This is a genomic window from Methylocaldum szegediense (genome assembly GCF_949769195.1).
Classification (GTDB): domain Bacteria; phylum Pseudomonadota; class Gammaproteobacteria; order Methylococcales; family Methylococcaceae; genus Methylocaldum; species Methylocaldum szegediense.
In genome coordinates, this window is the sequence record NZ_OX458333.1 from 1,064,087 (window position 1) to 1,086,750 (window position 22,664).

Consider the following 22,664-nt stretch of genomic DNA (forward strand, 5'->3'; position numbering starts at 1 on the left):
GGCTTCGGCGCTCCCGAAGACACCGTTTGCGATTGGAAGAAACGTCTGCGTTACTCGCGAGTGTACGTACAAGTACGTAGGAAAACGCTCTAGGTTCTGCGGAGATGGGTGATGACGGATTTCGGCGTCGATGGCGCTTCTTGCAGGTTCAACTTATCCATCAGTGCGCTTGCCTCTGCTTTCTGTTGTTCGTTGCCCATCTCCAAAACGTCCATGAGCATATCCAGCGCCGATTGTTTATCATCCATATCCGCATAAGCCTTGGCCAAATCCAGTTTGGTTTCCATCGGGTCCATGTCAGTGAGCGGGGCGAAGTCATCGCTCTCTTCTTCCACAAGGCTTCCGATGTCATCCGTATCAAAAGTCTCCCCATCGCCTGGTATGGATGATGCCAGGTCGAATCCGAGCTCGGATGTTTCTAAGTTTGAGACGGACTCAGAGCCTTGGTTCGACGCTTGATCTTGCTGAGCATCGTTTCTGGCCAGCTCACGTAGGATATCATCGATAGATGGGTCCGTTTCGCCCTGGATCTGGCTTTCCGCGCGGAAGTTTGACCGGTCTGCATTAAAAGGAATCAGATTGTCGAGCTTCGGCAGTTCATTGCCAGTTTCCAAAACTTCAGCGTCAGCCTTGGAAGCTTCAGCATCTAAGGAAACGAAATCAAAATCCAACATTTCATTGTTGGAGGCGGTTACGACGTCGCCCGACTCCGTCTTATTCTCGTGCGTTGCCGTTGCGGCTAAGTCCGGCACGGTATCGTCCGTGGCATTTCCGGATGCCTGCGAGTAGTGCTGGCCTTGGGAATCGGTCTCCAACTTGCCGGTATCGAACTCGATCAAATTCTCGAGATCCGAGTGTTCCTCTTTAGCGTGACTGGTGCCAACGACAGGCTCTTCTTGTAATTCGATAGTGTCCAAATCGACAACGGATTGTTTGTCGAGTGACGTGGGAGGTACGTCGGAGCTGTTCACATCGATTTGGAAGTCCAAGGAAACATGCTTTTCCTCGGCGGACTTAGATGTCTCCGTTACCTCGTCGTCGAAACGCTTCAAATCCTCGATCAACTCGTCGGTGAGGTCGATAGCGCCAAGCACCTCGCTCGGGTTTGAACCGAAGACCGGAACCGGGCTCGTGGACGACGAACCAGCAAAGAGCGGACTGCCGGGACATAGCTCCCGCCCCATCTCCACCACGTTTTCCCAGAAGCTCGCATTGCTGTCCTTGCCTTGTGCTTTCAGCTCTTCCGCAAAACGCTCGAAAGCTTCGCGATTTTCGGTGGCGTAGTGGATTTCCAGGAGTTTCAGCTTGCATTCGTCCCGATCGGGATACTGCTCAATGGCGTTGCGGATTAAATCCTCGGCCTGCTTGTAACGGCCGTATGCCAAATAGACATCGGCTTCGGCAATTGGATCGATCTCGTCCGTTTCAGCGCCCAAAGCATCGAAATCACTGGGTGTAAACTCGCTCAGGAAAGACGTTTTCGCAGTGGCGGTGGAATCCGAAACCGTGGAGTCAAATTGTTTCAGTGTTTTCGATTTTTGTAGGTTTTCCTTTTCGGCCGCGATCAAAATACTTTCGGTTTCTTCGATCATGGCCGCTCGGCGGCGAGCGAGCAGCCAAGGTATGACTCCCAACAGCATCAGACCGGCCGCGCCACCGACAGCATAGGCGGGCTGTTCAAACAGCTCGTCCCAGATGCTGGTTTCCATAACCTGCGGAGCCGGGGTCGGCTTCGGAGGAGCAAGCTTCGGTTCTTCCGGCGTAATATCTGAGGACGGAGGCGGTTGAACCGCTTTCTCGGTGTCGTCCGTTGTTAGGGCAGGCTGTGTCTGAGCGTCGGTCGGGCTGGACGGTTCTGCCTTCTGTTCAGGTGTCGACTGAGCGCTTAATTGTTCGGGACTCGGGACATCTTTTCCGGTCGGCTCGGTCAGGGGCTGTTGTTCTTGCGATTGCTGCAGCAGAGCGATTTGTTCATCCTTGAGCGTGATCAGGCGATGCATCTCGTTCAGCTGCTGCTCGAGAGCTGACAGGCGGGAACGAAGTTCCTCGTTTTCTTGTTTGAGAGTTTCCGCGATTTCAAGCGCGATTTCGCCTTTGGATTTTCCGGTTCCGCCCGCAGTCCCAACCACGGCTTCTTCGTCCTTGGTCTTGTGGTCGGATGGGGCGAGGAGTTTGAGTTGGGCCTGAGTTGGACTCGTGGTGCTACCGTCAGCGTTCAGTTTTTGCTGTTTGCTGCTGCGGCTTGCGAGCTTTCCGGTTCTGCTGTCGTTCCACCGGGCAAGCTCTGCGCGCGCTTCAGAGCTAGTGACTTGCAGAATAAATTCGCGATCAGGAATTTTCAGGATTTCCCCCGCTTTCAGAGTATCCGGCGTGTCCCCGTAAAATGCTTGCGGATTATTTCTGTAGAGGGCAATGACCATTTGTTCGTGTGTAACGTCCGGGTCACGATTCACGAGTTTGGCGATCTCCCATAGCGTGGAATCTTTCTTGACCGGTCCATATTCGGACCCGCTGACCGAGCTTTCCGGCGCCGCGGACGCGGTCCGAGCCGTAGCACGAAGTGTGGTATTGCCGCGCGACGTATTTGTCTCGGCGGGTTGCCAGTGACGGTCCATCGGTTGCTCATAGACCGATGGCACATCAGCGTCGGCGAGCGCGTGGTCGGAAAAGGTAGCCGGCGGGTCCAGTAGCACGGTATATTCGCGAATCACGCGCCCGCGAGGCCAGTTAACCTCCACCAAGAAACTCACGAACGGCTCGCGCATGACATCGTTGGAACTGACTTCGATAGCGTAGCTGCCGTCGGGTTTCTGTACGGCGTTGAAGCGCAGCTTGGTAAGAAAATAGTGCCTCTCCAGTCCCGCTTTGGCGAAAGCTTCCGGCGAGGCTAGCGTGACCTTGACGTCCGCTAAGGAGTCGTCGCCGGAAAGCACCAACGGAATTTCGGCACTGAGGGTTTGATTCAATGTGGAGCGTAGCCTGATGTCGCCGATACCGAGCGCGCTTGTGCCCATTGGGGCCAACAGACTCATCATCGCCAAGGTTGTTGATAGCTTACGCACGTATTGCCGCTCCTTTATCCAATCGTTCCCGCGATTTGTGGTATAGCGGGACTTGCCTAGATTGCTGAAGGAAAGCTTAGACTAGATGAACGTTTTTACCAGCACCTCGGCGATCTGGATGCTGTTGAGCGCCGCGCCTTTACGCACGTTGTCGGCCACCACCCACAGGTTCAAACCACGCGGGTGGGAAATGTCTTCGCGGATCCGTCCGACGAAAACCGCATCGTGTCCGGCTGCCTCGGTTACCGCGGTCGGATAGCCGCCGGGCTTGCGTTCGTCGATCACCGTCACCCCGGGAGCGCGGCTGAGCAGGTCCCGCGCTTGTTCGGCGGTGATTTTTTCCCGGGTTTCGATATGAACCGCTTCCGAATGGCCGTAAAACACGGGTACTCGCACGGTGGTCGGATTCACCTGAATGCTGTCGTCGCCCATGATCTTGCGAGTTTCCCAGACCATCTTCATTTCTTCCTTGGTGTAGCCGTTATCCATGAAGATGTCGATCTGGGGCAGGGCGTTGAACGCGATTTGTTTCGGATAGACTTCGGGCTTGATAGGTTTGCCATTGAGCAATAGGGCGGTCTGATGGCTGAGTTCCTCTATCGCCTTTTTTCCGGTTCCGGAGACCGCTTGATAGGTGCAGACGTTGATGCGTTCGATACCCACGGCGTCGTAAATCGGTTTCAATGCGACCAACATTTGAATCGTGGAACAGTTCGGATTGGCGATGATGCGCCGCGTCTTGTACTGCGCGATGGCATCCGGATTGACTTCCGGGACCACCAGAGGGATATCAGCCTCGTACCGGAAACAGGACGTGTTGTCCACCACCACACACCCTGCTGCGGCCGCCTTAGGCGCGTAGATAGCGGAAACCGACGCGCCCGCCGAAAACAGGCCGATCTGCGCTTTGGAAAAATCGAACTCGGCCACGTCCTGGACGGTGAGATAGCTACCTTTGAATTCCACCCGCTCGCCGGCGGACCGGGAACTGGCCAAAGCGTACACTTCGCCGACCGGGAAGTTGCGTTCTTCAAGGATGGACAGCATGGTCTCGCCCACGGCACCGGTGGCCCCTAATACTGCAACGTTGTAAGATCTACTCATGGGAAAACTCGTTCGGAATCATCGGTTCAACGATCGTAAGGCCGATACGATGGCATCGCCCATTTCGGCGGTTCCGACCTTCTTCATACCTTCCGAATAAATGTCGGCGGTCCGATAACCTGCATCCAAGGCGGCGATCACCGCCTTTTCGATCCGTTCCGCGGAGGCGGCGTCGTCAAAACTGTACCGCAGCATCATCGCCAGAGAGAGCACCGTTGCGATCGGATTGGCAATGCCTTTGCCGGCGATGTCCGGCGCCGAGCCGTGAATGGGTTCGTACATGCCCTTGCTGTTTTTGTCTAGCGAGGCCGAGGGCAGCATGCCGATTGAACCGGTCAGCATGGCGGCGCAATCCGAAAGGATGTCGCCGAACATATTGTCGGTCAGCATCACGTCGAATTGCTTGGGTGCCCGCACCAGTTGCATCGAGGCATTGTCGACGTACATGTGGCTGAGTTGAACGTCCGGGTATTCGCGACCCACCTCGGTCACAACCTCGCGCCAGAGTTCCGTGCACTCCAGCACGTTGGCCTTGTCGACGGAGCACACGCGTTTATTCCGTTTTTGTGCGATCTGGAACGCGATGTGGGCTATGCGTCGGATTTCCGACTCGCTATAAATTAAGGTGTTGAAACCTTCCCGCTCGCCTTTTTCGTTGACGCGGCGTCCCCTCGGCTTGCCGAAGTAGATGCCGCCGGTCAGTTCCCGGATGATCATGATGTCCAGGCCCGAGACGACTTCGGGTTTCAGCGTCGAGGCCGCGACCAATTGCGGATAGAGAACGGCCGGGCGGAGGTTCGCGAACAGTTCCAATTCCGCTCGTAGCCCCAAGAGGCCGCGTTCCGGTCGTACCGAATAATCCAACGGTTCCCATTTCGGACCGCCGACCGCGCCCAGAAGCACGGCGTCGGCTTCCTTTGCCAATTTCAGGGTTTCCTCCGGAAACGGCGTGCCTTTGGCATCGTATGCGGCGCCGCCGATCAGAGCTTCTTCCGTTTCGACGTCGAGTCCGAATTCTCGTCTTAAGCAGTCGAGAATTTTTGACGCCTCGGCGACGATTTCCGGTCCGATACCGTCGCCGGGTAGTACTGCGATCTTCTTGGTCATGCGATTGCTGATGCTTTCGTGGATTCTATGGACTTAGGCATATTCCGGGAACAACCAGGGTGCGGTTTCGCGGCGGCGCTTTTCGTAAGCCCGGGTCTTATCCGCATGCTCGAGGGTCAGGGCGATGTCGTCCAAGCCGTGGAGCAGGCGGTGTTTCCGCGACGGATCGATCTCGAAGTGGATCTTTTCGCCGTATGGTGTGGTGATGGTCTGCGTTTCCAAATCGACGCTGAGATCGAAGCCGGGACCCGCTTGATCGAAAAGCCGATCGACGACCTTGGCATCCAGTACGATGGGCAAGATGCCGTTCTTGAAGCAGTTATTGTAGAAAATGTCGGCAAAGCTCGGCGCGATGATGACGCGGAAGCCGTAATCTTCGAGGGCCCAGGGCGCATGTTCGCGCGACGAGCCGCAGCCGAAGTTTTCGCGGGTCAAGAGGATACGCGCGCCGTAGTAGCACGGTTGGTTAAGCACGAAATCCGGATTCAACGGTCTTTGCGAGCAATCCATGTCGGGCTCGCCGCGATCGAGGTAGCGCCATTCGTCGAACAGATAGGGGCCGAAACCCGTGCGGCGGATGGATTTTAAGAACTGTTTGGGAATGATCGCGTCGGTATCGACATTTGCGCGGTCCAGAGGCACGACCCTGGACGTAACACGACGAAACGGTTTCATTGCTCGGATTTCCTCTTGCGTGAGTTACGCACGGGCTGATTTCGAGACGAAGAAGCGGGTTCTGGCTTTTTCGAAGACGCTGCGGCTGATCGAGTTTTCGACGTGGCGGTCTTCGCGGGCGCTGTTGGGGCCGACGCTTTTCGGGGCCCGGCGGGTGTTGCTGGTAGTTGGCGTATGTCGACGAAATGACCGTGGATGGCAGCTGCCGCCGCCATGGCAGGGCTCACGAGATGAGTACGGCCGCCGTAGCCCTGACGTCCCTCGAAATTGCGGTTCGAGGTGGAAGCACAACGTTCGCCCGGCTCGAGACGATCGGCATTCATCGCGAGACACATCGAGCATCCAGGCTCGCGCCATTCGAACCCGGCCTCCTTGAATATCCTGTCCAAGCCTTCCTGTTCAGCCTGGCGTTTCACCAGTCCCGATCCCGGAACGACCAAAGCCTGCTTGATGGTGCTCGCGAGCTTACGGCCTTTGACCACTTCGGCGGCGGCGCGCAAATCTTCGATGCGGGCATTGGTGCATGAACCGATGAAGACTTTGTCGACCTGGATGTCGGTGATTGAGATGCCCGGCTTCAAATCCATGTATTGCAAGGCACGCTTCATGCCCTCGCGTTTTACCGGGTCTTTTTCCGCGGTTGGGTCGGGAATTCTGGCGTCAATGGACAGAACCATTTCGGGCGAGGTGCCCCAGGTGACTTGAGGTTTGATCTCCGCAGCATCGATCTCGACCACCTTGTCGAATACGGCGCCGTCATCGCTGTGGAGGTGCCGCCAGGCCGCTACGGCCTTGTCCCACAAATCCCCTTTCGGCGCATAAGGCTTGTCCTTCAGATAATCGAACGTCACCTCGTCCACGGCGACGAGTCCGGCACGGGCACCAGCCTCGATCGCCATGTTGCAGATGGTCATCCGGCCTTCCATGGACAGACCTCGAATCGCAGATCCCGCGAATTCGATGGTATATCCGGTGCCGCCGGCCGTGCCGATCTTGCCGATGACGGCCAAAATGATGTCTTTGGCGGTGACGCCTGGGCCGAGCTGTCCTTCCACCTTGACCAGCATGTTCTTGGCTTTTTTCTGCACCAAGCATTGGGTGGCGAGCACATGTTCGACTTCGGAGGTTCCGATGCCGAAGGCGAGGGCGCCGAAAGCGCCATGCGTCGAGGTATGCGAGTCGCCGCAGACGATGGTCATGCCGGGTAGGGTTGCGCCTTGTTCGGGACCGATCACGTGAACGATGCCTTGCCGCTCATCGTTCATGCCGAATTCGGTGATGCCGAAATCCGCGCAGTTTCGGTCCAAGGTCTCGACCTGGAGCCGTGAAATGGGATCGGCTATGCCGTGTTCACGTCCGGCCGTCGGTACGTTGTGGTCGGCCGTCGCGAGATTAGCCGTAACGCGCCAGGGCTTGCGACCCGCGAGTTTCAAGCCCTCGAAAGCTTGCGGCGAAGTGACTTCGTGAATCAGGTGGCGATCGATGTAAATGAGGGTCGATCCGTCCGGCTCGGTGTGAACCACGTGATCGTCCCATAATTTGTCATAAAGGGTTTTGGCGGCCATGAGTTCTTGTAGTTGGCGAGGTTTACGCAGGGAAGGCGGTGATTCTCCAAAATGAACGGGAACGGCTTTCCACCAAGGTCATGGTTCGGTGGATTCATTCCAACAGTGAAAAAATCTTGTCGCGAATGGCCTCGACACTGCCGACGCCGTCAATGCTGGAAAACCGGACGGCTCCCTGTTCGGCTTTCTGTTTGTAATAGCTTACCAGCGGCTTGGTTTGTTCGTGATAAACCTGGAGGCGCTTGCGTACGGTTTCTTCTTTATCATCATCCCTCTGAATCAAGGGTTCGCCGGTGATATCATCTACTCCCTCCACTTTAGGAGGATTGAAAATTACGTGATAAGTGCGTCCGGATGCAGGATGTACCCGTCGGCCGCTCATGCGCTTGACGATCTCCTCGTCGTCTACCACGATTTCAATGACATGATCGATGGCGATACCCATCGCGTCCAGTCCTTCCGCCTGAGCGATGGTGCGCGGAAATCCGTCGAACAAGAAACCGTTTTTACAGTCGTCCTGTGCGAGGCGTTCCTTGATCAGCCCGAGGATGATGTCATCCGAAACTAAGCCGCCGGAATCCATAACCTTTTTCGCCTCGAGGCCCAAAGGCGTGCCTTCTCGCACGGCAGCACGCAACATGTCGCCGGTCGAGATCTGCGGAATGTGGAATTTTTCCATTATGGCTTTGGCTTGAGTGCCTTTTCCGGACCCGGGGCTGCCGAGAAGGATCACGCGCATGTCATGGACTCCGTGGTTAATTGAACTCGCAATTCTGTCACAAATATACCGGGGATGTCACACGGGGTATCGCTCGCGTGGGTTCGTCATGATCTCCGAGGTCCACACCTGGCGACTATCGTTGGCCGAAGCGATTCTAACTGTCCATCGGGCTGGGCTGCAGCCGTAAGAGCTGATCCGTTCGACCGGATTATCGTTAGACTATTGAAATGTCGGAGCTCAACGATCCACGCGTCTTTTTTGCGGCCGAACGCACACTCTTGGCTTGGAACCGGACCAGTTTGGCTTGGATGGCATTCGGGTTCGTGATCGAGCGTTTCGGTTTGTTTGCGCATTTGGTTTTTTCGAGCCCCGGCGAGCCTTTGGAAAAGGGAATTTCTTTTTGGCTCGGCATCGCTTTTGTGCTCTGCGGAGTCGTCATCGCGATGCTGTCCGCGCTTCAGTATCGCAAGGTGCTGAAAACGCTAAAGCCGGTCGAAATTCCGCACGGTTATCGTGCCGGTCTCGGGATGCTAGCGAATCTGGTCGTCGTCGTGCTCGGTATGACGCTGATCGCTTATTTGTTCGTCGGGGAGTTCTAAGAAGGCGGGCGATACGTGACCGTGGGACTCGAATACCGGATCGGTCCGCGTTGACGTGGATTTCACGCGGCCCACTTACCAACCTTCCAGAGGGCTGAACCCCTTTATCGACTTCACTTCCTCTTTTTGAATTCGCTTGTATTCCTTCCGCACGACTTCCGGGTGGTAAGTTCGTTCCAAACGGCGTAGGGTGAAATGGCCGCGCGCCACATCCTGAAAGTGCTGCATGAATACGAGGTTCAGAAGGCCGCCGGAGATCGCCCCCGCTACCGGTACGAGCTGTAGGGCGATCTCATCAGAAACCACCGTGCCGAAACGAGCAGAAATGCCTCGAATCAGTTCCACGCCGGCCGGGAGATTGATCTGGGAAGCCCCGCTGTAATGAGGCACACGGGAGAAATGGAAGGCTAGGGTCGATCGTAGTCCATAGTAGCCGGTATCGGTCGCGTCGTCGTCTTTGGAGCGACCGCCCAAGGCGAACACCTCCACGCAAGCGAGGCGTGCGTCCAGGGTATTCAAATCTTCGCCTTCGCTGCGAGCGATGTCGGCGATCGAGCGTAGCATCAGTAGGGTTACCAGCGGCAACTCGGCTAACAACGCCACAGGGCCGAAAAATCCGCCGACCGCTCCGGCGGTGAACGCGGCAAGCTTGTGGTAACGATCGCTTGCACCGGAAACGGGGCGCGTATCCAGAGTCCTTAATGCTATATTCATGGCCAGGCGAATACTGAATTCGGCGGCTTGATTGACACGCTGATGCCAGCTCGTCGGCAGCAGTTTCAGCGTTTGTTCGATTGGTGTTCCGATTACGTTGCTCAAGCGAGCGGCGATGGATGGATGTTCCAAATGCTGATAGGCCCGGTACAGTTGTTCCATTTCCTCGGGCGTGAGCGATGACTTTGCCATGAGGTGCTCCATGGTTTGAGGTTTGTGCGGGCGTCGTGCCGGTCGGAATCCGCCAGTTCCCGTCGGCGGACTGTTGTGAGGGGAGGCTAAATCGAGGAATTTGACGATTACTTGGACGAACCCGTTTCGGGCACGGTTCCGTCCGGTCAGGTTTTTACGACCCGGGCACAGCGGCCGAGGGCATTCCGAGCCCGAGCCGTTCTGCGGCGAAAAGCGGTTTGCCAGCTCAAGCAAAGCATGAGCTGGCAGCCGGGCGAATTGTGCTACCGGGGGAGATCCGAGTGTCCCATCAGGTACTCGTCGACGGCCCGGGCGCACTGGCGGCCTTCGCGTATCGCCCACACGACGAGAGATTGGCCGCGGCGCATGTCGCCGGCCGCGAAAACCTTATCCAAAGAACTGCGGTAGTCCACGGTATTGGCTTTGACGTTGCCGCGTTCATCTAGGGCTACCCCGAGGTCTTGGAGCATGCCTTCGTGTACCGGATGCACGAAGCCCATGGCCAGGAGGACCAGATCGGCCTGCAGAGTGAACTCGCTGCCGGGAATTTCGTTCATGACCCAGCGTCCACCTTCCTGTTTCCAATCGAGCTTGACGCAGCGGATATGGGTAACCCGCCCATTTTCCCCTTCGATTGACTTCGTGGCGACGCTCCAAAGACGTTCGCAGCCTTCTTCGTGCGAACTGGACGTGCGTAGTTTGTTGGGCCAGTTGGGCCAAGTGACCTCCTTTCTCTCCTTTTCCGGAGGCTTGGGTAGGATTTCCAACTGGGTGATGGACTTCGCACCATGCCGGGCCGAAGTGCCGATGCAGTCCGCACCGGTATCGCCACCGCCGATGACGACGACATGCTTGTCCGTTGCCCAAATACTGGTTTCCTCCGGAAGGATGTCGCCCGCCACGCGGCGGTTCTGCTGGGGCAGAAACTCCATCGCGAAATGCACACCCTTCAGCTCGCGACCCGGCACGTTCAGGTCACGCGGCTTTTCCGAACCGCCGGCCAATACGACGGCATCATAATTGTCGAGCAGGTTCTGGACTGGGATGTCCCGACCGACATAGCTGTTGGGTCGAAATACCACGCCTTCCGCCTGCATTTGGGCAATACGTCGGTCGATCAGGTGCTTTTCCATTTTGAAATCGGGGATGCCGTAGCGCAGCAGTCCGCCGATGCGGTCGGCCTTTTCGAAAACCACGACGCTATGGCCGACGCGGGCCAGTTGTTGCGCGCAGGCAAGACCCGCAGGGCCCGAGCCCACCACCGCCACCTTTTTGCCGGTGCGGCGTCGGGGAATCTGCGGTTTGACCCAACCGGCCTCCCAAGCCTTGTCGATGATCGCGCACTCGATGGTTTTTATCGTGACTGGCTCGTCGGTCAGGTTCAACGTGCATGCCGCTTCGCACGGAGCAGGACAAACACGGCCGGTGAATTCGGGAAAGTTATTGGTGCTGTGCAGTACGTCGACAGCCTCGCGCCACGATCCTTGATAGACCAGGTCGTTCCAGTCCGGAATGATGTTGTTGACCGGGCAGCCCTGATGACAATAGGGAATACCGCAATCCATGCAGCGCGCCCCTTGGCGGCTGACTTCTTCGTCAGTTAGCGGGACGACGAACTCCTGATAGTTTTGGAGACGGTCGGCCACCAGCTTGTAACGCCTGTCCTGACGTGCGATTTCCATGAATCCCGTAGGTTTGCCCATTCTGCTTCTACCTCGTTGCTGTGCTTTGTTGCACGAGAAATCTCTTAACTTCGGTTTTTGCTCGCCGAAGTGATTTCCATTTTTCGGTCGTGAATTCCGGTCGGCGAGGGGCGCGTATGGTGCGCCCCGAACGGTTAGTGGTGAACTTCGGTCTGCGTTTTTGCCTTCTGCATCTTTTCGAGTGCGCGACGGTAGTCGACTGGCATGACTTTGACGAACCGCTGCACGTAGGTAGACCAATTGTCCAGAATCTGCTTCGCTCGTCCGCTGCCGGTATAGCGGCGGTGCTTTTCGATGAGGGTGCGCAGACGCTGAACGTCGTGGCGGGTCATGTCATGCATGATGTCTACCATTCCGTGGGTTTCCAGATCGCCGCCCTGGTGTTCCAGGTTTTCCAAGGCGATGTCCTCGGCCAGGATCGGTTCCAGCTCGACCATGGCCAGGTTGCAGCGCCGCTCGAAATCGCCGGTCTCGTCGAGCACATAGGCCACGCCACCCGACATGCCAGCGGCGAAATTGCGGCCGGTCGAGCCTAGAACCACGACCACGCCGCCGGTCATGTACTCACAACCGTGATCGCCGACGCCTTCGACGACCGCGATAGCTCCGGAGTTCCGCACCGCGAAGCGTTCGCCCGCGACGCCACGGAAATAACATTCGCCGCTGATGGCGCCATATAGCACGGTGTTGCCGACGATGATGTTTTCTTCGGGCACGATTGGGGATTCTGGCGACGGATAGATTGTGATGCGGCCGCCCGACAGTCCCTTGCCCACGTAGTCATTCGCATCCCCCTCAAGTTCCAGTGTGACACCGGCGGCGAGGAAAGCTCCAAAGCTCTGTCCGGCCGTACCTTTCATACGAATGTAGATGGTGTCTTCGGGCAGACCGGCATGGCCGTACCGCTTGGCCACTTCGCCAGACAGCATTGCGCCGACGGTACGGTTGTAATTGCGGACGCCCATTTCGATACGGACGGGCTTGCGCTCGTCGAGAGCCGGGCGTGCCAACTCGATCAGCTTGTGATCCAGTGCTTTCTCCAAGCCATGGTCCTGCTTCTCGCAGTTGTAGATGGCGACATCAGGACCCACTTCTGGACGGTAGAGAATTCTGGACAGGTCCACCTTGGAGGCTTTCCAGTGCGCGATGGCTTTGCGCATGTCGAGCTTGTCGGTGCGCCCGACCATGTCGTTGAAACGGCGGAAGCCCAGCTTGGCCATCAGCCGACGTACTTCCTCGGCAACGAAGAAGAAGTAGTTGACGACATGCTCCGGCTGGCCGGTGAAGCGCTTGCGGAGTTCAGGGTCCTGGGTCGCGACGCCCACGGGGCAAGTGTTCAGATGGCACTTGCGCATCATGATGCACCCTTCGACGATCAGCGGGGCCGTGGCGAAACCGAACTCGTCCGCGCCCAAGAGCGCAGCGATCACGACGTCACGCCCGGTGCGCATGCCGCCATCCGCCTGCACGCAGATACGCCCGCGAAGCTTGTTCAAGACCAGGGTCTGGTGGGTTTCGGCCAGGCCGATTTCCCAGGGCAGTCCGGCGTGCTTGATCGAGGTGATCGGGCTCGCGCCGGTGCCGCCGTCGTAACCGGCGATGGTGACATGGTCGGCATGCGCCTTGGCGACGCCCGCTGCGATCGTTCCGACCCCCACTTCGGACACCAGTTTCACGCTGATGCGCGCGCTCGGATTGACGTTTTTGAGGTCGTGAATGAGCTGCGCCAAATCCTCGATCGAATAGATGTCATGGTGCGGCGGCGGCGAGATCAAGCCTACCCCTGGCGTCGAGTGGCGGACCTTGGCGATGATGGCATCGACCTTGTGGCCGGGCAGCTGACCGCCTTCGCCGGGCTTGGCGCCCTGACAGATCTTGATTTGCAGGTCATCGGCGTTGACCAGGTATTCGGTGGTCACACCGAAACGGCCGGACGCCACCTGCTTGATGGCCGAACGCATGGAATCGCCGTTGGGCAGCGGTTTGAAGCGGTCGGGCAATTCGCCGCCTTCACCGGTATTCGATTTGCCGCCGATACGGTTCATGGCGATGGCCAGTGTCGTGTGGGCTTCGTAGGAGATCGAACCGAACGACATGGCGCCGGTGGCAAAACGCTTGACGATTTCCGACGCGGGTTCGACTTCGTCCAACGGCACGGATTCCCGCTCGTCGAACTTGAAATCCATCAAGCCGCGCAGTGTGAGCAAACGCTCGTTCTGCTCGTTGATCGAGCGGGTGTACTCCAGATAGGTTTCCCAACTATTGGTGCGTGTCGCATGCTGCAGCTTGGAGATGGTCTCCGGCGTCCAAACGTGGTCTTCGCCGCGGACACGGTAGGCATATTCGCCGCCCACATCGAGGGCATTTCGGTACAACGGGGCGTCGCTGAAAGCTAGACGATGTCGGCGTACGGTTTCCTCGGCGATTTCTGCAAGTCCAGCGCCGCCGATGGTACATGCGGTGCCGGTGAAATATTCATTCAGGAATTCATCACTCAGACCGACCGCGTTGAAAATTTGAGCGCCACAATATGACTGATAGGTGGATATGCCCATCTTGGACATGATCTTGAGCAAGGCTTTCCCTATAGCCTTGATGTAGCGCTTGTGCACTTCCTCCTCGGACAGCGGTTCCGGAAGTTTCGTGCGCAGGTCTGACAGCGTGTCGAAGGCCAGATACGGGTTGATGGCTTCGGCGCCATAACCCGCCAGCAGCGCGATATGATGCACCTCGCGCGCTTCCCCGGTTTCCACAACCAGGCCGACCTTGGTGCGAAGACCTTTTCGGGTCAGGTGATAATGGACCGCAGAGGTGGCCAGTAGGGCAGGTATCGCGATGTGCTCCGCGTCGATTTCGCGATCGGACAGCACCAGGATGTTATTGCCCTCATGCACCGCCTGTTCGGCCCGCGCGCACAAGCTTTTCAGGGCCGGCTCCATGCCGCTGGCGCCGGTGTCCGCCGGATAGCAGAAGCTTATGGTCTTGGTCTTGAATGCACCGCCGGTGCGGGCTTCGATGCGGCGGATCTTCTCCAAATCCTGATTGGTCAGAATCGGCTGCTGCACTTCCAGCCGTTTGTGGCTGCCGCCCGTGTCAAGAGCCAGCAAATTCGGCCGCGGACCGATATGGGACACCAGCGACATGACCAATTCTTCGCGAATGGGGTCGATGGCCGGGTTGGTGACCTGGGCGAAGCCTTGCTTGAAGTAATCGTAAAGCAGGCGCGGACGATTGGAGAGTACCGCGAGTGCCGCATCGGTGCCCATGGAACCGACCGGCTCCTGGCCGCTAATGGCCATGGGCGTCAGGAAGAACTTAATATCTTCCTGCGTGTAGCCGAACGCCTGTTGCCGATCGAGCAAGGTCTCCGGATCGGGCGGCATAGCGGCAACTTCGGGCGGTAGCTTCTCTAGCTGAATCTGGGTCTCGTTGAGCCACTGCCGATACGGCTTCCGGGTGGCTAATTCCAGTTTGATTTCGTTATCGTCGATGATACGGCCCTGTTCGAGATCGATCAGGAACATCTTGCCGGGCTGCAAGCGCCATTTCTTGACGATCTTGTGCTCCGGGATATCCAAAACGCCCATCTCGGAGGCCATGATGACATAATCGTCGTCGGTGATCAGATATCTCGCCGGACGCAGCCCGTTGCGGTCGAGCGTAGCGCCGATCTGCCGCCCATCGGTAAAGGCTACGGCGGCCGGACCGTCCCAAGGTTCCATCAGGGCGGAGTGATATTCGTAAAAGGCGCGACGGTCTTCGCACATGAGAGGATTGCCTGCCCACGCTTCCGGAATCAGCAGCATCATGGCGTGGACCAGCGAATAGCCGCCCATGACTAGGAGCTCGAGCGCGTTATCAAAACTGGCCGAATCGGACTTTCCGTCCGCGATCAGCGGCCAAATCTTGTCGAGATCCTCGCCCAAGATTTCGGACGACATCGAATGGCGCCGGGCAGCCATCCAGTTCACGTTGCCGCGTAAGGTGTTGATTTCGCCATTGTGGGCGATCATCCGGAACGGGTGGGCCAGGTCCCAGGTCGGGAAGGTATTGGTGGAGAATCGCTGATGGACCAGGGCGAGCGCCGACACCAGCCTCTCGTCGTTGAGGTCGCGATAGAACACACCGACTTGGTCTGCCAGCAGCATGCCTTTATAGACCAAGGTGCGGGACGAGAAGGAAGGAATGTAGAACATCTTGCCTTCGGCAAGGTTCAATCCCCGAATTTTTTTGTCGATCTGTTTGCGGATGACGAATAGCTTGCGTTCGAAGGCGTCTTGATCTTTGCAGCTTTCCGCCCTTCCGACGAAGACTTGGCGGATAACGGGTTCGATTGCCTTGACCGATTCGCTGAGCGTCGAATTGTCTACCGGCACATCACGCCACCCGATAACGGTCTGACCTTCAGCGCGGATGAATTCCTCGACGACCCTTTCACAAATCGCGCGGTACTCAGGATTTTGTGGCAGAAACAGCATGCCGACGCCGTAGTAGCCATAGTCCGGCAGAGTAATCCCGCGTGCAGCGCATTCTTCGCGGAGGAATGCATCCGGTGTTTGAATGAGAATGCCGGCACCGTCGCCCGCCAACGGGTCGGCACCTACCGCTCCGCGGTGAGTTAGATTCTTGAGGATTTCCAGTCCGTTGCGGACAATGCTATGGCTCTTATGACCCTTAATGTGAGCGATGAAACCTACGCCGCAAGCGTCATGTTCATTGCGCGGGTCATATAGACCTTGCTTGGCGGGTATGGTGCTGAAACTCATGTTGTACCTCTGTTAGGGGTATGGTCCATCTTTAGCGCGTTCGTGGTTTTTCTAGTGAAACGTTGCGCCCCTAGTGGTGGGGCGCCGCGACAACCACGAACCCATGGCGGATCGCAGTTGGGTCGGAAATACCCGAGATGGTGGACGTGGGCGCGCCCCTTTCGCCAAAGGGCGGAAAACTTTAAAGAATCCGGCTCTGCATTTCAAGTCCCTCTTGTGCACTTAAGTGTTTATCATGGATTCCGTGAATACGGGGTTCAATAGAGAATGATCTGTACGAGTAGCGTAATTCTTTGCCCTGAGCGCGGTGCGAAGAAAACTGCTATTGTTTGTCGATTGGGTTGCCTACTTGCCTTGTTACCTCAAAATCAAAGACCGTTTTGCAACCACGGTCGAGCATGCGTCCTGAGCATGGAGAATTGGAATGATCGAAAAATATGACGTCATTGTTGTGGGCGGTGGCATGGTCGGTGCCGCATTGGGATGCGGCCTGGGCGGAAGCCGCCTGCGAGTGGCCGTGATCGAGGATACGCCGCCGCCGGCTTTTGCGCCCGAACAGCCCCACGATCTTCGCGTGTCCGCCATTAGCGTCGCATCGGCTAGCATCCTAAAGACCGTGGGCGCTTGGAGAGGCATCGCGTCGCGTCGATTTTGCCCTTTCCGCAGAATGCGCGTCTGGGAAGAGGCGGGCGAAGTCGAGTTTCGCAGCGAGGACGTCGACGAGCCGGTGCTCGGTTATATCGTCGAGAACCGGGTGATACAGCTGGCCTTGCTCGATAGACTGGTTGAGTTTCCCAACGTCGATTTCTTTTGTCCTGCCAAGACCCGGATGATCGACTACGACCCGCTAGGCTCGACCATCGAATTGAATGACGGCCGTACGTTGTCGTCCCACTTACTCGTCGCTGCGGACGGCGGCTATTCCAGAGTACGGCAGGTAGCCGGGATGGGGGTTAGCGGTTGGGATTACGAACAGCACGCCCTCGTGCTGACGGTGGAGACCGCATACGGCCAGCAGGATATTACCTGGCAACGCTTCACGCCCAAGGGGCCCCAGGCTTTCTTGCCGCTCGATGGGCCTCATGCCTCTTTGGTCTGGTACGAGGCGCCTGAGGAGGTCAAGCGCTTGAAGGCACTGCCGGACGAGGCTCTTCTCGCGGAACTGATCTCGGCGTTCCCGCCCGTTCTGGGTGAGATCAAGCGCATCGAGGCGAAAGGCAGTTTCCCGCTCAAGCGCCAGCATGCCTTGAGCTACAGCAAGGAAGGCGTGGCTTTGATCGGCGATGCGGCCCACATGATCCATCCGCTGGCCGGACAGGGCGTCAACATCGGGCTCCTGGACGCTGCGGCCTTGGCGGAGGTGCTGGTCGACGCCTACAGGAACCATCGAGATATCGGTTCGGCGAGCGTGCTACGTACCTACGAAAATATGCGTCGTAGCAACAATTTGATCATGATGACGACCATGGACTTGTTTTACCGCGTTTTCGGCACGGCGAACCGTCCGTTGCGATTCATCCGCAATCTAGGCTTGGGTTTGGCAGAGCGGGTGACACCGGCCAAAAAGTTGGTCATGCGATACGCAATGGGTTTGGGCGGAGGATTGCCGAACTTGGCGCGCGGCCAAGCTATTCTGGGGTGAGTACGGGATCACGCTGGAGTTGCAAGATACGTATTTCTTCATATTGAGCGGTGTGAGTTTGCTATAGTAAGCGCGGTGGTATTTCAGTGCGTAGTCTCTGATATTTACCAAGACAACCATTAACCTCCCTAAGCAAGTGAAATGACTTATGGTTAGAAAGCAATTGGTTAAAAAGCAATCAGTATTTCTTTGCACCGTGCTGGCTTTGAGTGGTTGCGCAACTTACACCGGATGGACGCCGGTGGTGGACACCTACAACAATCCAAATGCGTACCGTCTTCAGCAGGATTTGGAAGAGTGCAAGATGCTCGCCCGCGAGGCGGCTAGTACCGGAACGGAAGCGCTCAAAGGTGGCGCGGCGGGTGCTCTGCTGGGTGCCGCGACCGGGGCTGCAGTCGGGGCCGTGGCCGGCAATCCAGGCGGCGGCGCGGCGATTGGCGCGGCCGCAGGCGGGCTTGGCGGTGCAGGCTACAGCGGTGTGTCCGGTGACGATCTATACAAGCGGGCTTATATCAACTGCCTCCGGAATCGCGGACATAAAGTCATCAATTAATAAGCGAGCGATCCGTCCGCAAAGACAGAATCCCGCCGTTGCACTTCGAGGTCCGGCGGGATTGTTTTTTCTGCGTTCTTCGCCCTGTTCGGGGACGAGAATCGACGAGAAGGTGTCAGTAGGATGTCGACATTGATCCATGCTCTTCGGGAAAGTGCCCGTCTCTATCCCGATAGGCCGGCGGTATTCCAGGGTTGCGAGGTGATCGACCATGCGACCATGGGCGATCGTTCGGATCGGGTTGCGGCGGGTTTGGCGGCGCGAGGCGTAGTCAAAGGGGACCGGATTGCGCTTTATTGTCCCAACTCGGCGGAGTTCGCCATCGCCTATACCGGCATCGTGAAGGCCGGGGCCGTGGTCGTTCCGATCAATCTGCTGCTGAATACGGAAGAAATCAGCTTCATTCTCGACGACTCGGGCGCCAAGGGCTTGATCTTTCATCAGGCTTTTTCGCAGCAGGCGGAAACGGTCCTTCGCACCGCGAGTCGAGTTGAGTTCTCGGTATCCATAGGCGCCGCCGTCTCTGGCGCTGAGCCGTTTGAGACTTTGCTGAATTCGAACGGGCCGATCCCCGATGTCGATTGCGACCCGCAAGAGGATCTCGTTGTCATTCTTTACACCTCGGGCACTACCGGCCGCCCCAAAGGGGCGATGTTGACCCACAGCAATTTGGTGGCCAACACGCGGAGCGTGCGTGAAGCCATGCATTGGCGTCCGGGTCGGGACATCGTGCTGCTGGTGCTGCCGATGTTTCATGCATTCGCGGCCACGGTCGGCATGCTCACGCCTTTGACGAACGGCTGTGCCTTCGTCCCGCTGCCGCGGTTCGAGCCGGAAAAGGTCGCCGAGGCGATCCATACCTACCAGGCCACGATTTTCCTGGGCGTCCCCAGCATGTATTCGGTACTGCTGCGGCTCAAGGATGACCGGGTACGCCTCTTTTCCTCGTTACGCTATTGCGTCTCGGGTGGTGCCGCGCTTCCGGTCGAGGTGCTGAAGCGATTCGACGAAAAGTTCGGTATCCGGATCTACGAAGGCGACGGGCCGACCGAATGTTCGCCGGTCACGTGCGTGAATCCGATAGGCGGTCTTATCAAGCCGGGGACCGTGGGGTTGCCGGTACCGGGAGTGGAAATGAAAATCCTCGATGAGGACGGACGCGAACTGCCGTGCGGCCAGGTCGGCGAGATCGCTGTACGCGGCGCGAATGTAATGAAGGGCTATTGGAAGCAACCGGAAGCGACCCGAGAAGTATTCCGTGGTGAATGGTTTCTCACCGGCGATTTGGGGATGCGGGACGAGGATGGCTATTTCAGCATCGTCGATCGGAAAAAGGATTTGATCATCGTCAACGGCATGAACGTGTATCCACGGATGGTCGAGGAGGTGCTGTATCGCTTTCCGTCGATTCGGGAAGCCGCGGTCGTCGGGGAGCCGCACGATACGCACGGCGAGACTCCGGTTGCCTATATCGCACTCGATCCATCGAAGCCCACCACAGAGGCCGAAGTCCGCGCCTTTTGCCGGGAACATTTAGGGCGGCATCAGATTCCCCGTAAGATCGTCATTCTGGCGGAGTTGCCAAAAAATGCCGCGGGCAAGATCCTCAAGCGCCAGCTTCGGAAGCACGGTGAAATCGAGCGCGGCGTTCGGGATCTCGACTAGGCTCCTGCAGCCGCATTTCTTGCAGTTTCACTGCTTTCTGCGTTCTTCCTCTTCGGCGAGCAGCTGTTTCAAGCGTTCGTCGATGACGGAATTGAGATAGAAATCGTTGCCGGCTGCTTTTTGGGCGAGTCGTAGCTGCAATATGGCGGCACGGTTTTGTCCCGAGGCGTAATAGGATTCGGCCACGTAGCGGTGCGACTCGGCATCGTTGCCGAGTTGGCTGTAGGCTCTCGCCAGCAGCGTATAGACTTCGGGCGTGGGCGGATGGCGGCGGGTGTAATTCTGGAGCAGCTTGCGCGCTTCTTTCGCCTTACCGGTAGTCAGCAGGACACGAACATAGTTGAGTGTCAAGGCCCGGTTTTCGGGAAAGCGCTGCAACGCGGCCTCGTAAAGCTCTATCGCACGGGCGTAATTCTTGGTTTCCAGTTCGGCGCTGGCCAGTGCATTGGGGAAGTGGGATTGATCTGGGTATACCTCCATGAGCCGCTGGAGGACCGGTTTGGCTTCCGCGGGACGAGCATTCGCGATTAGGGCTAGGGCCAATCCGTAGGCGGAAACGTCCTGTTGCAGCTTAGTGCCTTGGCCGCTCACGGCTTTGAAATAATTCAGCGCGTCGTGCGGACGGGCGGCGGTCTGTACTCGCAGTTTGGCGCGAACAAGCTGATAGGCGAAAGAATCCGGATATTGCCGGTAAGGAAACTGTTCCGCGCGTCCGCGGGTATCGGAGATACGGGAAACCGTCACCGGGTGAGTCATCAGGAATTCGGGCAATTCGCGGCCGACAAAGCGGGTGGATTGCTGCAGTCTTTCGAAAAACGTCGGCATGGCGCGCGGGTCGAAGTCGGATTTCGATAAAATTTGCATCCCGACGCGGTCGGCTTCGGCCTCGTTGTCGCGGGTGAAATTGATTTGATACTGAACATTCGCAGCCTGGGCAGCCATCAAGGCGGCTTGCCCCAACTGCGCGGATTTGGCGCCTAAAAGAACCGCGGCCAGCATCGCGGCGGCGGTGGGTAATGCCAGCCGTCCGGCGGCCTGAAACGTTTGGTAAAGATGCCGTTGCGTAACGTGCGCAATTTCGTGGGCTAGTACCGAGGCGAGTTCGCTTTCGGCTTCGGAGGTCAGAATCAGTCCGGAGTTGACGCCGATGTACCCGCCCGGCCCTGCGAACGCATTGATCGTAGGATCGTTGACCACGAAGAAATGAAACGGCTGTGCCGGGTTGTCGCTGGCACCGACCAATTTCTGCCCTATGGACTGAATGTAATCGTTGACTTCCGGGTCCTGGCTGATTTCGAGCTGTGAGTGCAGTTTGCGGTAAAAAGCTTCGCCCAATTCTTTTTCTTGCTGCGGCGTCATCAACGTTCCTGTCGGGTCGCCGATTTCGGGCAACTCGAGATTGAGTTGTGCGTAGGCGGGTTGCAGCGCCCATGAGCCGTAACAGAGAATCAACAGTGAGGCGACCAGTTTGTCGAATTTCATGATGTTTGAGGGTCGTATGCGGGAGCCGCGAGTGAGTCTGTGATGCGTGGATACGCGATGAACCGTTTTGAGAGAATGTCGCTGCGATGAAATATGCGATTCAGGTCAACGCCGGGCCGTTTTCGGCGCAAGCGGCGCACACCGCTTATCAGTTTATCAAAGCGGCGTTGGGCAAAGGTCACGAAATCGTGAGTGTATTCTTTTACCACGACGGCGCTTATAACGCTCTTAGGTCTGGTTCGTCCGCGGAGGTTCACGATTCGGCACCGCGTTGGTCCGATCTCGCTGATCAATACCGGATCGACCTAGTGTTGTGCGTCTCCGCCGCAGAGCGGCGCGGCCTGGCGACATTCGGTACTGACGGTTTTCGGGTCGGCGGTTTGGGGCAATGGATTGACGCCTGCCTGAAAGCCGACCGGGTCTTGGTTTTCGGTCCTTGAATCGGTGCAAAAGAAATTCTTGTTTGTCATGCGATCTGCCACCCGAGGCGGTGTCAGAATCCGGGAATCCTTGGACATGGTCATGACCGCCGCTGCGTTCGATCAAGCCGTGCGGCTTCTGATACTGGACGACGGTGTTTTCCTGCTCAAGAGGGGGCAACGACCCGAAGCGAGCAAGTTGGCTCCCGTAGCACCGTTGTTTGAAGCTTTGGCGCTGTACGATGTAGAGGACGTGTGGGTGGAGCGCGAGTCTTTAGAGGCTAGGGGGCTGACCGAGGAAGATCTGGTCATCCCGGTGGGTGTCGTGGAAAGAGCCGACATCGCCCGTTTGTCAGCGGAACATGACATCGTGGTCTCGTGCTGATGGCGGTTCTGCACCTCATCAGCCGTTCGCCTCAGGAGAGCCGTACCTTGGAAGCGTGTCTCGCTCGCGCCGGCGAGGGCGATGCGGTGCTGCTGATCGAAAACGCGGTCTATGCAGCCTTAAAGAGCGGCGATTGCGAAGCCGTCATAGCCGCGGCCGCGGGAAAGATCAGGGTTTATGCCTTGGGTCCGGACCTCGTTGCGCGCGGCGTGGAAACCTCTGAGGTCGCCGAGACCATCGGCATCATCGATTACGACGGGTTCGTCGACTTGACTATTGATTATCACCCTATCCAGTCCTGGTTTTGAGC

At 57.6% G+C, this 22,664-nt stretch carries 17 protein-coding genes; 7 read left to right on the top strand and 10 right to left on the bottom strand.

The features are described from left to right. Positions 1 to 89 precede the first annotated feature (89 nt). From QEN43_RS04525 to adk, 6 genes are all read right to left on the bottom strand, one after another. Entirely contained in the window at positions 90 to 3,035 is a 2,946-nt protein-coding gene (locus tag QEN43_RS04525; protein ID WP_084162411.1) for a FimV/HubP family polar landmark protein, read from the bottom strand. Between the two features lie 108 nt (positions 3,036 to 3,143). Then, positions 3,144 to 4,166: an aspartate-semialdehyde dehydrogenase gene (locus QEN43_RS04530; protein WP_317963740.1), complete on the bottom strand. Its 1,023-nt coding sequence runs from the start codon at positions 4,164 to 4,166 to the stop codon at positions 3,144 to 3,146. Positions 4,167 to 4,184: 18 nt separating this feature from the next. Continuing rightward, complete coding sequence (gene leuB, locus QEN43_RS04535; RefSeq protein WP_317963741.1) at positions 4,185 to 5,273, bottom strand: 3-isopropylmalate dehydrogenase; 1,089 nt, start codon at positions 5,271 to 5,273, stop codon at positions 4,185 to 4,187. A gap of 33 nt (positions 5,274 to 5,306) precedes the next feature. After that, positions 5,307 to 5,948, bottom strand: a complete 642-nt coding sequence (gene leuD, locus QEN43_RS04540) for a 3-isopropylmalate dehydratase small subunit (protein ID WP_026612135.1) — start codon at positions 5,946 to 5,948, stop codon at positions 5,307 to 5,309. After that, entirely contained in the window at positions 5,945 to 7,513 is a 1,569-nt protein-coding gene (gene leuC / locus QEN43_RS04545; RefSeq protein WP_084162413.1) for a 3-isopropylmalate dehydratase large subunit, read from the bottom strand. Before leuC ends, leuD begins: the two co-directional genes overlap by 4 nt. Positions 7,514 to 7,607: 94 nt before the next feature. Then, positions 7,608 to 8,252 carry an adenylate kinase gene (gene adk / locus QEN43_RS04550; RefSeq protein WP_026612136.1) on the bottom strand — a complete coding sequence of 215 codons (645 nt, stop codon included), beginning with the start codon at positions 8,250 to 8,252 and terminating at the stop codon, positions 7,608 to 7,610. Between the two features lie 209 nt (positions 8,253 to 8,461). On the opposite strand from adk, the gene QEN43_RS04555 reads away from it, so the two are divergent. Next, on the top strand, positions 8,462 to 8,833 hold the full coding sequence (locus QEN43_RS04555) for a YidH family protein (protein WP_026612137.1): 372 nt from the start codon (positions 8,462 to 8,464) through the stop codon (positions 8,831 to 8,833). A 75-nt stretch (positions 8,834 to 8,908) separates the two neighbouring features. On the opposite strand, the gene QEN43_RS04560 is transcribed toward QEN43_RS04555, so the two are convergent. From QEN43_RS04560 to gltB, 3 genes are all read right to left on the bottom strand, one after another. Then, positions 8,909 to 9,739: an EcsC family protein gene (locus QEN43_RS04560; RefSeq protein WP_026612138.1), complete on the bottom strand. Its 831-nt coding sequence runs from the start codon at positions 9,737 to 9,739 to the stop codon at positions 8,909 to 8,911. Between the two features lie 263 nt (positions 9,740 to 10,002). Continuing rightward, the gene (locus QEN43_RS04565) at positions 10,003 to 11,442 is read right to left on the bottom strand and encodes a glutamate synthase subunit beta (RefSeq protein WP_026612139.1); all 1,440 of its coding nucleotides are present in this window, start codon (positions 11,440 to 11,442) and stop codon (positions 10,003 to 10,005) included. A gap of 134 nt (positions 11,443 to 11,576) precedes the next feature. Beyond that, positions 11,577 to 16,208, bottom strand: a complete 4,632-nt coding sequence (gltB, locus tag QEN43_RS04570) for a glutamate synthase large subunit (protein WP_317963742.1) — start codon at positions 16,206 to 16,208, stop codon at positions 11,577 to 11,579. Positions 16,209 to 16,632: 424 nt separating this feature from the next. Here gltB and QEN43_RS04575 point away from each other — a divergent pair, with 424 nt between their 5' ends. The 3 genes from QEN43_RS04575 (at position 16,633) to QEN43_RS04585 (ending at position 20,068) form a co-directional block, all read left to right on the top strand. Then, a complete protein-coding gene (locus QEN43_RS04575; protein ID WP_026612141.1) occupies positions 16,633 to 17,850 on the top strand; it encodes a UbiH/UbiF/VisC/COQ6 family ubiquinone biosynthesis hydroxylase in 1,218 nt (405 codons plus the stop codon). 148 nt (positions 17,851 to 17,998) lie between these two features. Further along, the gene (locus QEN43_RS04580) at positions 17,999 to 18,403 is read left to right on the top strand and encodes a glycine zipper family protein (RefSeq protein WP_036269370.1); all 405 of its coding nucleotides are present in this window, start codon (positions 17,999 to 18,001) and stop codon (positions 18,401 to 18,403) included. Positions 18,404 to 18,526: 123 nt separating this feature from the next. Continuing rightward, positions 18,527 to 20,068, top strand: coding sequence for a long-chain-fatty-acid--CoA ligase (locus tag QEN43_RS04585; protein ID WP_026612143.1), 1,542 nt, complete (start codon positions 18,527 to 18,529; stop codon positions 20,066 to 20,068). Between the two features lie 27 nt (positions 20,069 to 20,095). Here QEN43_RS04585 and QEN43_RS04590 read toward each other — a convergent pair whose 3' ends face one another. After that, positions 20,096 to 21,550 carry a M48 family metalloprotease gene (locus QEN43_RS04590; RefSeq protein ID WP_317963743.1) on the bottom strand — a complete coding sequence of 485 codons (1,455 nt, stop codon included), beginning with the start codon at positions 21,548 to 21,550 and terminating at the stop codon, positions 20,096 to 20,098. 86 nt (positions 21,551 to 21,636) lie between these two features. Between QEN43_RS04590 and tusD the strand changes: the two genes are divergently transcribed. From tusD to tusB, 3 genes are read left to right on the top strand one after another with little or no spacing between them, the layout of a single operon-like run. After that, positions 21,637 to 21,990 (top strand): sulfurtransferase complex subunit TusD, encoded by a 354-nt coding sequence (gene tusD, locus QEN43_RS04595; protein ID WP_317963744.1) that lies wholly within the window; start codon positions 21,637 to 21,639, stop codon positions 21,988 to 21,990. Between the two features lie 4 nt (positions 21,991 to 21,994). Beyond that, positions 21,995 to 22,354, top strand: coding sequence for a sulfurtransferase complex subunit TusC (gene tusC, locus QEN43_RS04600; protein ID WP_026612146.1), 360 nt, complete (start codon positions 21,995 to 21,997; stop codon positions 22,352 to 22,354). Next, complete coding sequence (gene tusB / locus QEN43_RS04605; RefSeq protein WP_026612147.1) at positions 22,354 to 22,662, top strand: sulfurtransferase complex subunit TusB; 309 nt, start codon at positions 22,354 to 22,356, stop codon at positions 22,660 to 22,662. The genes tusC and tusB overlap by 1 nt, the downstream gene beginning before the upstream one ends. The last annotated feature ends 2 nt before the right edge of the window (positions 22,663 to 22,664 follow it).